The 12,811-nt window shown below is 63.6% G+C and carries 10 protein-coding genes and 1 other RNA gene; 6 read left to right on the top strand and 5 right to left on the bottom strand.

Annotation, left to right across the window (positions count from 1 at the left end; translation table 11 throughout):
* Nucleotides 1-257 precede the first annotated feature (257 nt).
* Together K359_RS0108290 and K359_RS0108285 are read left to right on the top strand one after the other, a co-directional pair.
* Nucleotides 258-2,060 carry an ABC transporter ATP-binding protein gene (locus K359_RS0108290; RefSeq protein WP_029078928.1) on the top strand — a complete coding sequence of 601 codons (1,803 nt, stop codon included), beginning with the start codon at nucleotides 258-260 and terminating at the stop codon, nucleotides 2,058-2,060.
* 84 nt (nucleotides 2,061-2,144) lie between these two features.
* On the top strand, nucleotides 2,145-3,530 hold the full coding sequence (locus K359_RS0108285) for an MATE family efflux transporter (protein ID WP_029078927.1): 1,386 nt from the start codon (nucleotides 2,145-2,147) through the stop codon (nucleotides 3,528-3,530).
* 30 nt (nucleotides 3,531-3,560) lie between these two features.
* Here the strand turns inward: K359_RS0108285 and K359_RS0108280 are convergent, their stop codons facing one another.
* Nucleotides 3,561-4,304, bottom strand: coding sequence for a sulfite exporter TauE/SafE family protein (locus K359_RS0108280; protein WP_029078926.1), 744 nt, complete (start codon nucleotides 4,302-4,304; stop codon nucleotides 3,561-3,563).
* A 107-nt stretch (nucleotides 4,305-4,411) separates the two neighbouring features.
* Between K359_RS0108280 and K359_RS0108275 the strand changes: the two genes are divergently transcribed.
* Nucleotides 4,412-5,128, top strand: a complete 717-nt coding sequence (locus K359_RS0108275) for an alpha/beta fold hydrolase (protein WP_035976321.1) — start codon at nucleotides 4,412-4,414, stop codon at nucleotides 5,126-5,128.
* 69 nt (nucleotides 5,129-5,197) lie between these two features.
* Here K359_RS0108275 and K359_RS0108270 read toward each other — a convergent pair whose 3' ends face one another.
* Together K359_RS0108270 and K359_RS63210 are read right to left on the bottom strand one after the other, a co-directional pair.
* Entirely contained in the window at nucleotides 5,198-5,725 is a 528-nt protein-coding gene (locus tag K359_RS0108270; protein WP_029078924.1) for a hypothetical protein, read from the bottom strand.
* A 268-nt stretch (nucleotides 5,726-5,993) separates the two neighbouring features.
* Nucleotides 5,994-6,356, bottom strand: coding sequence for a ClpX C4-type zinc finger protein (locus K359_RS63210; RefSeq protein WP_029078923.1), 363 nt, complete (start codon nucleotides 6,354-6,356; stop codon nucleotides 5,994-5,996).
* Nucleotides 6,357-6,585: 229 nt separating this feature from the next.
* On the opposite strand from K359_RS63210, the gene K359_RS0108260 reads away from it, so the two are divergent.
* Entirely contained in the window at nucleotides 6,586-7,605 is a 1,020-nt protein-coding gene (locus K359_RS0108260) for a patatin-like phospholipase family protein (protein ID WP_029078922.1), read from the top strand.
* A gap of 4 nt (nucleotides 7,606-7,609) precedes the next feature.
* Complete coding sequence (locus K359_RS0108255; protein WP_029078921.1) at nucleotides 7,610-9,061, top strand: GntP family permease; 1,452 nt, start codon at nucleotides 7,610-7,612, stop codon at nucleotides 9,059-9,061.
* 308 nt (nucleotides 9,062-9,369) lie between these two features.
* Here the strand turns inward: K359_RS0108255 and K359_RS0108250 are convergent, their stop codons facing one another.
* Together K359_RS0108250 and rnpB are read right to left on the bottom strand one after the other, a co-directional pair.
* Nucleotides 9,370-11,025 carry a hypothetical protein gene (locus K359_RS0108250; protein WP_029078920.1) on the bottom strand — a complete coding sequence of 552 codons (1,656 nt, stop codon included), beginning with the start codon at nucleotides 11,023-11,025 and terminating at the stop codon, nucleotides 9,370-9,372.
* A 254-nt stretch (nucleotides 11,026-11,279) separates the two neighbouring features.
* An RNA gene (gene rnpB / locus K359_RS57170) (RNase P RNA component class A) lies at nucleotides 11,280-11,694 on the bottom strand.
* 149 nt (nucleotides 11,695-11,843) lie between these two features.
* On the opposite strand from rnpB, the gene K359_RS0108245 reads away from it, so the two are divergent.
* Nucleotides 11,844-12,746: a LysR family transcriptional regulator gene (locus tag K359_RS0108245; RefSeq protein WP_029078919.1), complete on the top strand. Its 903-nt coding sequence runs from the start codon at nucleotides 11,844-11,846 to the stop codon at nucleotides 12,744-12,746.
* The last annotated feature ends 65 nt before the right edge of the window (nucleotides 12,747-12,811 follow it).

The raw sequence follows: 12,811 nt of genomic DNA, 5'->3' as shown, positions 1-12,811 counted from the left end.
TTTATAAGCAGCGCATTCCTTACTCGAACCCGGGAGATGCGCATGAAGTCGTTTGTTTCGCAGATCGTGCGCCCGCGTTCGATGGTGCTGGACGCGCTTACGCGTTAGCTCCTGGCGCTGATCGGGCCTGATCCCCGATCATCAAAGCTTCCCAACAAATTACCGATTGTTTTCAGCGACTCCTGCGGCCGGATTCCGTCCGCCAGTCGCCTTAAGTGGAGCCGGCTTGCGCTGCATAGGCGTGGCCGGAATGTGCCATGACCTCTCTGACATCCAAGCGACCGGCCGCGATCCGGATCGTCTTGCCATTCGTGTTCCGCCATTGGCTGGAACAGCCGCTCCGCGCCTCGGCCGTGACCGCGGGTTTCCTCGGTGCGACCGCCGCCGACCTGTTCATGCCGATATTCTCCGGCCATTTGGTCGATGCGTTGACCGCGGGTTCGACGGACGCCGCCGCACGCCATGCTGCGATGCTGGCATTCGGCGCCATCGTAGGCCTCGGTGCACTGTCGCTGATGCTGCGGCTGGTCGGCATTACGACCATCGTGCCGTTCACGCTGAAGACGATGTCCGATGTCGGGCAGCAGGCCTTCATGCGGGTGCAACGCTTCTCGACCGACTGGCACGCCAATTCGTTCGCCGGCTCCACCGTGCGCAAGGTCACGCGCGGCATGTGGGCGCTCGACCTGTTGAACGACACCATCCTGATGGCGCTGCTGCCGTCGCTCGTGGTGCTGCTCGGCTCGATGATCCTGCTCGGGCTGCACTGGCCGCAGCTCGGCGCGGTGATCGCCATAGGCTCGGTGATCTATGTCGCGATGACCATGGCGTTCCAGGTGCGCTACGTCGCGCCGGCCGCGCGCGTCTCCAATGTATGGGACACCAAGGTCGGCGGCACGCTGGCCGATGCCTTGACCTGCAACGCGGTGGTGAAGTCGTTCGGCGCCGAAACACGCGAGGACATCAGGCTCGACGGCGTCATCAGCCGCTGGCGGCGCCGGGTGCGGCGGACCTGGCTCCGCTACAACCACACCTCGACCGCGCAGCTCCTGGTGCTGCTGTGCTTCCGCGCCTCGGTGATCGGCGGTGCGATCCTGCTGTGGGCGGCCGGCCGCGCCACGCCGGGCGACGTCACCTATGTCCTGACCAGCTACTACATCATCCACGCCTATCTGCGCGATGTCGGCATGCACATCAACAACCTGCAGCGTTCGGTGAACGACATGGAGGAGCTGGTGCAGATCCATGGCGAGCCGCTCGGCATTGTCGACGCGGCCGACGCTGCAACGATCGACATTCAGGGCGGCCGCATCGTGTTCGACGACGTCACGTTCCACTATGGCGGCCATCGCCGGCCGCTCTATGACGGGCTGTCGGTCGACATCGATGCGGGTGAGCGCGTTGGTCTGGTCGGGCGCTCCGGCTCCGGCAAGACGACCTTCGTCAAGCTGGTGCAGCGGCTCTACGACGTCACCAGTGGCAAAATCCTGATCGACGGTCAGGATATCGCCAAGGCGACGCAGCAATCGCTGCGCAGCCAGATCGCGATCGTGCAGCAGGAGCCGATCCTGTTCCACCGCACGCTGGCGGAGAACATCGCCTATGGCCGGCCGGGCGCCGGCATGGAGGCGATCGAGCAGGCGGCGCGGCTTGCCAATGCGCACGACTTCATCATGCGGCTGCCGAAGGGCTACGGCACGCTGGTGGGCGAGCGCGGCGTCAATCTGTCGGGCGGCGAGCGGCAGCGCGTCGCGCTGGCGCGCGCCTTCCTGGCGGATGCGCCGGTCCTGATCCTGGACGAGGCGACCTCGAGCCTCGACTCAGAGTCCGAGGCGCTGATCCAGCAGGCGATGGAGCGGCTGATGAAGGGCCGCACCTCGATCGTGATTGCGCACCGGTTGTCAACGGTGCGCAGCATGGATCGCATCCTGGTGTTCGATCGCGGCGAGATCGTCGAGCAGGGCACGCATGAGGCGCTCGCCGCACGTCCCGGCGGCATCTACCGCGGCCTGTTCGAGCGCCAGGCGACCGAGTTCGGTCAGGCTGCGGCGGCGGAGTAAGCGACGGCGCGTGGCTGACGGATTGATCTCCGACAGCCACGCGCCCGGATCGATATGAGAATCGATTTTGAGAATGGAATTGAAATGAAAGACCTTACGCGCGGCTCCATCGTGAGCCACATCTTGGTCATGGCTCCCCCGATCGTGGTCGGCATGATCACGATCATGATCTGCCAATTGGTCGATTTGTATTTTGTCGCCGGTCTCGGCGAGGCTGCCGTCGCGGGCGTATCTGCAGCCGGCAATGCCGGTTTCCTCGTCAACGCGCTGATGCAGGTGCTCGGCGTTGGCACCGTCTCGCTGATCGCGCATGCAGTGGGACGCAAGGATCGCAGCGATGCCAACCTCGTGTTCAATCAGTCGATCGTGTTGTCGGTGCTATCTGGGCTGTTGACGTTGTGCGCGGGGGCATTGCTGTCGCGCCTCTATATGCGCTCGGTCGCGGCCGACCAGGCCACCATCGAAGCCGGCACTACCTATCTCCTGTGGTTCATGCCGGCATTGGCGCTGCAATTCATCACCCAGGTGATGGCCTCGGCGCTGCGTGCCACCGGCATCGTGCGGCCCAGCATGCTGGTGCAGGCGGTTGCAGTCATCATCAACATCGCGCTGGCGCCGGTCCTGATCGCGGGCTGGGGCACCGGTCACGCGTTCGGCGTTGCCGGGGCAGGTCTGGCAAGTTCGATCGCCGTGCTCATCGGCGTGCTGATGCTGTTTGCGTATTTCCGCAAGCTGGAACGCTATGTCGGATTCGATCCCGCGCAATGGCGTCCACAACTCCGGCAGTGGAAGCGGATCCTCAATGTCGGGCTGCCTGCCGGCGGCGAGTTCGCGCTCATCTTCGCCTGGATGGGCGTGATCTATTATGTGCTGCGCGATTTCGGCCCGGCGGCCCAGGCCGGGTTCGGCATCGGGACGCGCGTGCTCGGCCTGATCCAGATGCCGGCATTGGCGGTGGCGCTTGCCGCCGGCCCGATCGCCGGACAGAATTTCGGCGCCGGCAATGGCAAGCGTGTGCAGGATACCTTCGTCAAGGCGGTGCTGATCGGCACGGTCGTGATGATCGTCTTCACGGTTCTCGCACAGTGGAAGCCGGGGCTGCTGCTCGACGGCTTCTCGAACGATCGGGAGACCATGGCGGTCGCCGCCCAGTTTCTGCACTTCGTCTCCATGAATCTCGTCGCGCAGGGACTGATCTTTACCTGCAACAGCGTGTTCCAGGGTCTCGGCAACACCAGGCCGGTGTTGCTGAGTTCGGTCGTGCGCCTCGTCACCTATGCGGTGCCGGTGATCTGGCTCTCGACGCGGCCCGGCTTCCGGATCGAGCATGTGTGGTACCTGTCGATCGTGACGACGACGCTGCAGGCCGGTCTGAGCTTGTGGTTGCTCCGTCGCGAATTCAGCAAACGTCTCGTGCCACCGCCGCGCGACGTTGCTCCGGAACGTGTTGGTCTCGAGCCGGTGGGATGACCGGCTGCGCCAATTTGCGATGGCGGTTGATCATCGCGGCGCCAGCCCGTTCCAGACCAGCGCCACACCGGACAGGAACAGCAGCACCAGCACCACGTCGGAGAAATTGCGGTCGCTGAGCGCGTGATAGAGCCGCGCGCCGAGCCAGGCGCCGAGCAGCGTTCCGGGAAACGCGCAGGCCACCAGCCAGATCAACTCCGGTTTCACCAGGCCGCTGGCGAGCTGGATGAGAAGCGCAGCCGCCAAAATCGTGAAGTTGAAGATCTGGAACACGCCGCGCCGCTGCTGCTTGCCCCAGCCGCGCACGCTCGCCCACAGGATCGGCAGCGGGCCGGACAGTCCGGCGAGGCCGCCGAGGATGCCGCCGGCAAATCCGATGGCGCCATCGGCCCATTTGCCGCCGAACGAGATCGACATCGGCTTGCGCTGCAGGAACAGCAGGGTCGGGAACGCCAACAGGAAGATGCCGATCGTCAGCTTGAACACGCCGGGATCGGCCCGCGCGATCAGCAGAATGCCGATCGGCACGCCGGCGAGGCCGCAAATGACGAACGGCCAGACCAGGCGGAAATCGATGCTCTTCCAGATCGACGGCAGCGTCGAAACCTGCGCGATCACAGAGCAGACCAGCACCAGCGGCACCGCAAGTGTCGGCGGCAGCACATAGAGCCAGATGCCGAGCGCCATCAGCGCGGTGCCGAAGCCGGCAAGGCCGGAGACGAAACCGCCGGCCAGCGCGCCGAAGAACAGGATCGCGTAACCAGCCGGGGTCATCCTCGTCTCGTTCTTCTGATCATTTGCAGCGACGTTTACACGACGCGCGTGGCGGGTACACTTCAAAATCGCGGCTCATCAACCATAATCGGAATGGAAGCATCCCAATGACTTCGAGTTCGTCGAAAACCTTTCTGGTCTGTCACGGCGCCTGGTCGGCAGGATGGGTCTGGAAGAAGATGCATCCGTTGATGCAGGCTGCCGGGCACCGGCTGATCACGCCGACCTACACCGGGCTCGGCGAGCGCGCGCACCTCGCCCATCGGGGGCTCGATCTGGAAGCGCATATCCGCGACATGCTCAACGTCATCTCATACGAAGACCTGCGTGACGTCGTGCTGATCGGCCATTCCTATGGCGGCATGGTCGCGACCGGCATCGCCGACCGGGTACGCGAGCGCATCGCGCAGCTGATCTATCTCGATGCCTTCGTGCCGCGCGACGGCCAGTCGCTGTTCGACCTCAACGAGCCGGTCATCGAGACCATGCGTGAGCTCGCGCACGATGCCGACGGCTGGCGTATCCCGCCGATGCCGACGCCGCCGGACACATCTCCAGCAGACGTCGCATGGCTGACCGCGCGCCGGGTCGACATGCCGATCAAATGCTTCGAGCAGAAATTGAAGCTGCAGCACGGCGAGACGACCCTGCCGCGCAGCTACATCTACGCCACCCGCACCACCCAGGCCGACACGTTCGGCCAGTTCGCCAGGCGCACCAGGAACGAAGCCGGCTGGCGCTATTTCGAGATCGACGCCAGCCACTCGCCGAACGTCACCGCGCCGGAGGCGCTGATGGCGCTGTTGCAGGAGATCGTTTCCTGACGAGCCGTCGTTCCGGGGCGATGCGAAGCTTCGCGCCGGAATCGATCAGGTGCGTTTGTTTGGCCAGGGTCATGCACCACGCGCGTCGCGCACGGCCTGAGCGACTTTCGTGGCCTGCGATACTCGTCCGATTTTCGCGCCTGCAATGATCTTTCTTCGGCGTTCGCTTGGCTTCGGCACCATGCCGTCGCCCGCGGTAGCGCCGGCCGAGGGACGAGTCATGAAGTTCGCGGCTCGGTGCAGTGCGAGGGCCTTTCGAGCTGCTTCGACATGCGCGGTCCGAGCTGCGAGGTTATGCAGACGCCTGAGCTCCGTGTTCACCCGCTTCACCGCCGCCGCGAAGACTTGCTTTCGTTCTGAAGCATGCTTGTCGGTTCCTGGAAAGCTTGTCCCGCGAGCCTCGGCTTTTCCGCGGCTCTCTCGCTGCTTTTGTCGGCTGACCGTTCGCTCCTTGTCGCGCATCTTGCGCAAGCGGGGTCGCATAGCCTCAAGCTCAGCCACCTCGACGTTGTAGATGGCGGGATGATGCGTCAGGCGGATTGCCTCATATTCTTCGTGGCTGAGAATGCTGCGCTCGAACTTGCAGGCGACCGACATTACCATTCCTCCGTTTGATTTTTCTGAATCCCGGGCAGAGGGAGACGTCCAGCTCCAGCTGATCATAACTCTAACGCCGCTGGATGGCTAATTTGCCACCGCATTCGAAGCTCTATTTGCCGGGCATTTTGTTGACGCTGCCGCTATCGTCCTAACTGGCTGATGGCGTTGTTTCCGAGCTTCACGAGCAGCGCATGCGATCGCGCTCGGGCCTGCAACTCGGCGTTCAGAGTCCGCAGGAGATTGTTTACGTGAGATTCGGACCCGATCAGGGCTTGCTCGGCAACCCCTCGACAAACTTTCGATGCTCCGCCAGCCACTCCGGATGGTCGGCGGCAAAGACCTGCACGCACAATTGGACGCATTCGTTGCAGATGAATGCCTTGGGTCCTGCCACCAGTTGCAGGACCTGCGGCGCGGCCTTTCCGCAGAACGAGCATGATGGCCCCGTCGATGCCTCCTCCTCATGGTCCGCGAGGCGGATTCCTTCACTCTTGAGCGCGCCGAGGAGCGCTTCGACGTCGTCGGCGCTAAGCCCTTTCGGGCACAATTCATTCAGTTGATCAAAAGTGATGAAGCCCGAGCGGCCACTGATCCTGCGTGCCGCCTGAATGATCGTCTGAAGGTCCATCTGCGATCCTCCGCGAAGGGCGCACTCTACGCCGGCCGCCCTATGTATGTCGCCTTTTAAGAAACGTGGGTCTATGACGACACTGCAGCGATTGGCTCGCTTCGCTGCGGGATGAGACAATTTCGTTCGAAGTTCGCCATCGGAACCAGGCGGTGACCGCAACTTTGGCTCGCATGTTTGGCCAAACCGCGACATAATGAGCGTCTCGCGTGCTGGTGAACGTGGTCTCATGAACCGTAGCCCCGTGCTCGTAGACTTGGCGCTCCAGGGTGGCGGATCGCATGGTGCGTTCACATGGGGCGTCCTGGATCGGCTTCTCGAAGAGCCATGGTTTCAGATTGCGGGCATATCCGGGACATCGGCCGGAGCGATGAACGCCGCCGTGCTGGCGGACGGGTGGACCGCGGGCGGCGCTGCGGGCGCACGCGAAGCACTTGAAAAATATTGGCGAAGCGTCTCGCGCGCTGCCGCATTCAGTCCGTTGCAACGGTCGCCGCTCGACCGCCTGATGGGACGCTGGTCGCTCGACAGCTCTCCGGCCTATCTCTTCACCGATTTGATGTCGCGGATGCTTTCACCCTACGACCTCAATCCGCTGGGCTTCAATCCGCTGCGCGACATATTGAACGACAGCATCGATTTCGAGCGTCTTGCACGCGCGCCGATCAAGCTCTTCATAACCGCCACACGCGTGCGCACGGGGCGCGGACGGATTTTTCGCAACGCGGAGATTACCGCGGATGTCCTGCTCGCGTCGGCCTGCCTGCCAACGATGTTTCCTGCGATCGAGATCGATGGCGAGCCCTATTGGGACGGCGGCTATGCGGGCAACCCCACGATTACGCCGCTCGTTCGCGAGACCGACGCGCGCGACACCGTCCTCGTCCAGATCAACCCGACCGAGCGACTGGAGCAGCCGCGCACGGCCGCGGACATTCTCAACCGACTCAACGAGATCTCGTTCAATTCGCCGCTGGCAAAGGAGCTGCGGATGATCGCGTTGCTTCGTCAAGTTGCCGCCCCTGGCACCGGAGAAGGTGCCCGTTGGGCGCAGATGAAGACGCACCGGATCAAGAGCGACATGCTTGCGACGTTCGGTTCGTCATCCAAGCTTAATGCCGAATGGGCTTTCGTGGCCAAGCTGCACGAGGAAGGGCGGCGAGCCGCCGGCGAATTCCTCGACGCGCATGGCGCCGATCTCGGTGAGCGTTCGACCGCCGATCTCGATATTCTGCTGACGGAGTGCTGAGGCGATGGGCCTTCTCGGCATTCTCGTCGGGCTTGGACTATTGGTCTGTCTTGCTTTCCGCGGTTGGAGCGTCCTGCTGCTCGCGCCGCTCTGTGCGCTGGTGGCCGCAGCTTTCGGTGGCGAGCCGTTGCTTGCCAACTGGACGCAGACCTTCATGGGCAGTGCGTCGGAGTTTCTCGCGCAGTTCTTTCCTATTTTTCTGCTTGGCGCCGTGTTCGGGAAGCTCATGGATGACAGCGGCGCGGTCACTGCGGTCGCGGGCTTCATCTCCCGATGTCTGGGCGAACGTCGGGTCATCCTCGCGGTCGTGCTCGCAGGTGCACTGGTCACCTACGGCGGCGTCAGCCTCTTCGTCGCGTTCTTTGTCATCGTTCCGATGGCGCAGTCGCTGTTTCGCACGGCGGGGATTCCGCGTCGTCTGGTCCCGGCGGCGGTGATTCTCGGGACTTCGACCTTTACCATGTCGGCGCTGCCGGGCACGCCGTCGATACAGAATGCGATACCGATGCCTTTCTTCGGCACGCCCCCCTTTGCCGCACCGGGCCTCGGCGTTGTCGCATCGATCATCATGCTGGGCGTCGGGCTATGGTGGCTGCTTCGCGCAGAGAAAGCAGCGCGCCGCGCAAATGAGGGCTATGGCGACGAGCCGCCGGTTTCGGCGGATGCAGCCGACGATGAGCTGTTGCGCGAGCGGGCCACGACGGCGCGAGAATTCGATCCGGCGGAGATCCGTCATGGATATCACAGCAACGCCGCTGTCCCGATTTTCAACGCCATCCTTCCCCTGATCGTGGTCGTCGCCGTCAATCTGGTGACGTCGCTCGTTGTCCTGCCCCGGCTTGATTTCTCATTCCTGGCCGAACAGCGGTGGGGAAATACATCACTGGCTGCCGTGGCCGGTGTTTGGTCGGTTGTCGTGGCGTTGGCGGGAGCGATCGTGACAGTCATCCTCTGCAACTGGACGCGACTGCCTGAACTACGACGAACCATGGATGCCGGTGCCAACGCGTCGGTCCTGCCGGCGCTGAGCGTCGCAAGCCTTGTCGGATTCGGCGCCGTTATCGCCTCGCTTCCCGCTTTCGGCGTGGTGCGGGACTGGGTGTTGCGAATTGAGGGCGGCCCACTGGTGTCGCTCGCAGTCGCGACGAACATCCTTGCCGCGCTGACGGGGTCGGCTTCCGGCGGCTTGACGATTGCGCTCGATGCGCTGGGCCGGACCTATATGGATCTTGCCGCGGAGGCGGGTATTGACCCCGGCCTTTTGCATCGCGTCGCCGTGATCGGCTCGGGAACACTGGACATTCTGCCTCACAACGGCGCGGTCGTTAGCCTGCTTGCGATCTGTGGGCTCAAGCATCGCGATAGCTATCTCGACATTGTCATGGTCGGCATTGCGAGTTCCATTATCGCTCTCGCAACGGTGATTGCGATCGGCACCGCATTCGGGTCGTTCTGACGCGAGGCGACGGGTCGGCACTGCTGGCTGCAAGGCGCGCCCTGGAATGACGGTCACTGTAAATGGCGAGGGGCCCGGCGTGTTGCGGCGAGCCCCTCATGGACCACCTTGGCAAAACGCGTTTTCTTGACGCGAACCGGAACTCCACTTCGCTCGAAAACCGCGTTGCCGTCCCCATTCGGTTTTGCTCCCGTTGTGGTTTGCCATGCCGCTCGAACGGGCTCCCGCTAAATGGGGATGCGGCCGCCACAACGCCAGCAATGGCGCGGTCCGCATCGCGATCGCCGCCCTGGGTTGGCAGCGGCCGCCTACGCGGCCATCGCCGTCCGTCGGCAGAAGCAGGATGCTTTGATCGGGATCTCCGCCCGCGCCTGCGCGAGATCGAGCCGCTGCTTGATCAGCGCGCTCTCCGCCTTCTCGCCGCGGCGAAGCAGGCATTCGTGCAGGCCATGGAGCGACCACAGATTGTCGGGATGCTGGCAGGCCCGGCTGAGCTTGCCGTCGAGACCGAGATCGGAACGGTAGACCGCCTCGGCTTCCGCGATATGTCCCTGCTCGAGCAGCAGCGCGCCGAGCGCGTGACGGGGTGGCTGCATCCATCCCCAGGGCTCGTCATAGGGCAGCGCGTCGGAGAGATCGACCGATTTGCGCAGCTCCCCGAATGCGACGTCATAGTTGCCCTTGCGGTACTCCAGCTCGCCGTTCAGCATCGCTTCGGCGACGTTGAGCAGGTTCACCATCTTGTTGTTATGCACGAGGCGGCTCTCCGGCACCCGGGCCTTCGCCGCCACGAACGATGCCTTCTCGGCCTCGGCCTCCGCGACATTGTCGAGCGCCGAATGCGCGAGCGCCTTGGCGTAGTGGATCATCGCCGTTACCGAGCAGTAGAGGTCGCGATCGTCGGGCAATTTCTGCTCGATGATCTCGCGCCACTTTCCGAAGCGAACGAGCACGTGCTGCTTCATCGTCAGATAGCCTTCGAGGAAATCCGCCATCGGAGGCGACGGAATGCGCAGCACCGGCTCCGGCACGGTGGCGATCAACTCCTCGGCAGCAGCGATCGCGGGCGCGTACTGGCCGAGGAACATCGCGCCGTAGATCGCGAAGTGGAAGTTATGGATGACGTAGACGAGGTAGACGCCGGGATCGTCCGAATAGCGAAGGAAAGTGCGGTCGGTCGCCAGTGCCTTCTGATTGTGGCGCAGCACGTCGTTGTAATGCCCGCACAGCACATCGAGATGCGTCGGCATGTGAATCAGGTGACCGCTGTCGGGCACGATCTCGCGCAGCCGGTCGCCGGCCCGCAGCGCGAGCTGCGGGAACGGCGACATCTCCATCAGGTGGACGTAGAGGTGCAGCAGGCCCGGGTGATCCCACGCCGCCGGAATTTTGTCGAATGCCTGTTCGAGGATCGATTTGCATTCTTCGGTGCCGGCAGCCTCGGCCGGCTTGCCGGAGGGCAGGTCCCACATCTGCCATGGGGTCTCGTTCATGATCGATTCGGCGAGCACCGCGCGGACCTCGAGATCGTCAGGAAAGGCCGCGAACACCTTGCGCATCTCCCTGGTGTAGGCCTTGTCCCATGGCGCCATGTCCTCGATCGCCTCGCGCTGCGGATAGCGTGCGGGCAGCGCCTCGATCATCGCCCGCTCCACCGCGCTTGCCTTTCCTGCGTGGGCGAGCGCGTCGTGCATCGCGTCGTAGGAGGCCTGGAGCGCCATCTGGCGTCCCTGTGCGTCATAGCGAACCCAGGGCAGATTGTAGTTCGGCCCCGCGGCGTAGCTGATGCCCCAATGCGCCATCGCGCATTCGGCGTCGTAATCGAGAGCCTTGCGGAAGCACTTGATCGCTTCGCCGTGGTTGAACCCGAACAGCCAGTTGAGCCCGCGGTCGAACCAGAGCTGGGCGTCCGGCGAGGATGTGGTGACTTTGCGGCTGTACGGCCCGAGATCAAAATAGGTCATGCCTTTTGCCTCCTGCGTGTGCCCTGCGTTGCGGATTGTCCTGGCGAAATCAGCAGCGTGGTTTGATGCCCTCGAAGGTGCAGTGCCGTGCCCGCAGTTTAGCAAAGAGGCGATCAACATCACAGCGCGCACAGGTGGCACATCGGAAATGGCGAGGGGCCCGGCGTGTTGCGCCGAGCCCCTCATGGACCACCTTAGCAAGACACGTTTTCTTCACGCGAACCGGAACTCCACTTCGCTCGAAAACGCTTTAGGATATCAGCCGGCCTGTAAGCCGGGTTCTGTAGGGCACCATTCTTGCGAATGGTACGTGACGGCCATTCCTCTGGGACAAGGTTTGCACCTTGCCTCGAGCAACCTACCCGGACAGCGGGCCTGACATCGCCCTGCGGTGTTATCGCGCATGCGCGAACTAACCGCGTTGCCGTCCCTATTCGGTTTTGCTCCCGGTGTGGTTTGCCATGCCGTTTCCGTTGCCGGAAACGCGGTGCGCTCTTACCGCACCTTTTCACCCTTACTTCCTCCGAGGAGGGAGCGGTTCGTTCTCTGTGGCACTTTCCCTGGGGTCGCCCCCGCCGGACGTTATCCGGCACCGTATGTCGATGGAGCCCGGACTTTCCTCCCCCGCGGCCTTTTGGCACCAGCGGGAGCGGCCGTCCGGCCGACTGACGGGCTACGCATGCGGGCTTTGGAGGTCCGCGTCAAGCGATTGCGATGGCTAACTCGGGCCGATTTGCCCGGTTTTGACATTCGCGAAGGATAACCCTTTGATATCGAATTCATCGATCCAAGGGTTTCGCGCCAAAGGGTTTCTCGCAATGGACACCGAACTGGCCCGAACGTTCCTGACGGTGGTGAGCGCCGGCAACTTCATCGCCGCGGCGGAACGCCTGCACGTCAGCCAGTCGACGGTCAGCACCCGCATTCACACGCTGGAGCAGCAGCTCGGCTGCGTGCTGTTCGTGCGCAACAAGGCAGGCACCACGCTGACGCCGGCGGGCCGGCAGTTTCAGCGGCACGCCTCGGTGCTGGTTCGTACCGTCGAGCAGGCGCGCCAGGATGTCGGAATCCCCAAGGGGTTTTCCGCGACGCTGGTGGTCGGCGGGCGCATCGGACTTTGGGAAGAGTATTTGCTGCGCTGGCTGCCGCTGATGACGCAGGCACATCCCGACGTCTCGATCCGCGCCGAGAGCGCGCTCGAGCCCGAATTGATGCAGGGGCTGGTCGAGGGCCGCATCGATATCGGCGTGATGTACACGCCGCAGAGCCGCCCCGGCCTCAAGGTCGAACAGTTGTTCGAGGAGCAGCTCATCCTGGTCTCGACCGATCCCAAGAGCGCACCGGAGCCGGGGCAGGGCTATGTCTATGTCGATTGGGGCGCTGAATTGTACGCGCGTCACTCTACGCTGTTTCCGAACTTCGCCGGCCCCGCGCTGACGGTGAATATCGGCTGGCTTGGATTGCAGCACCTTCTGGAGAATGGCGGCTCCGGCTTCTTCGCGCGCCGCATCGTCGAGCCGCTCCTGAAGGCGCGGCGGCTCCACGCCGTCGCCGGCGCGCCCAGCTTTGCGATGCCGGCCTATGTCGCCTATCCGGCTGATAGCCAGGACGACCATCTGGCGCGCGCGGTCGAGATCATGCACCGCCTCGCGGCATCCCAGGCCCGCTCCGGCGCGGACGTCGCACGGGCGAAGCCGGGCGTGCGCAGGCGGCGCGATTGATATCGGTATTGCCGATCGATTGCATCGCGATTCTTCGCTTGTCAGCGCGAACGTCCGAGTTCAGA

It is taken from the genome of Bradyrhizobium sp. th-b2, assembly GCF_000426785.1.
Classification (GTDB): Bacteria; Pseudomonadota; Alphaproteobacteria; order Rhizobiales; family Xanthobacteraceae; genus Bradyrhizobium; species Bradyrhizobium septentrionale.
The sequence above is the reverse complement of the archived record's forward strand: the minus strand, read 5'-3'. Positions and strand labels throughout refer to the sequence as shown.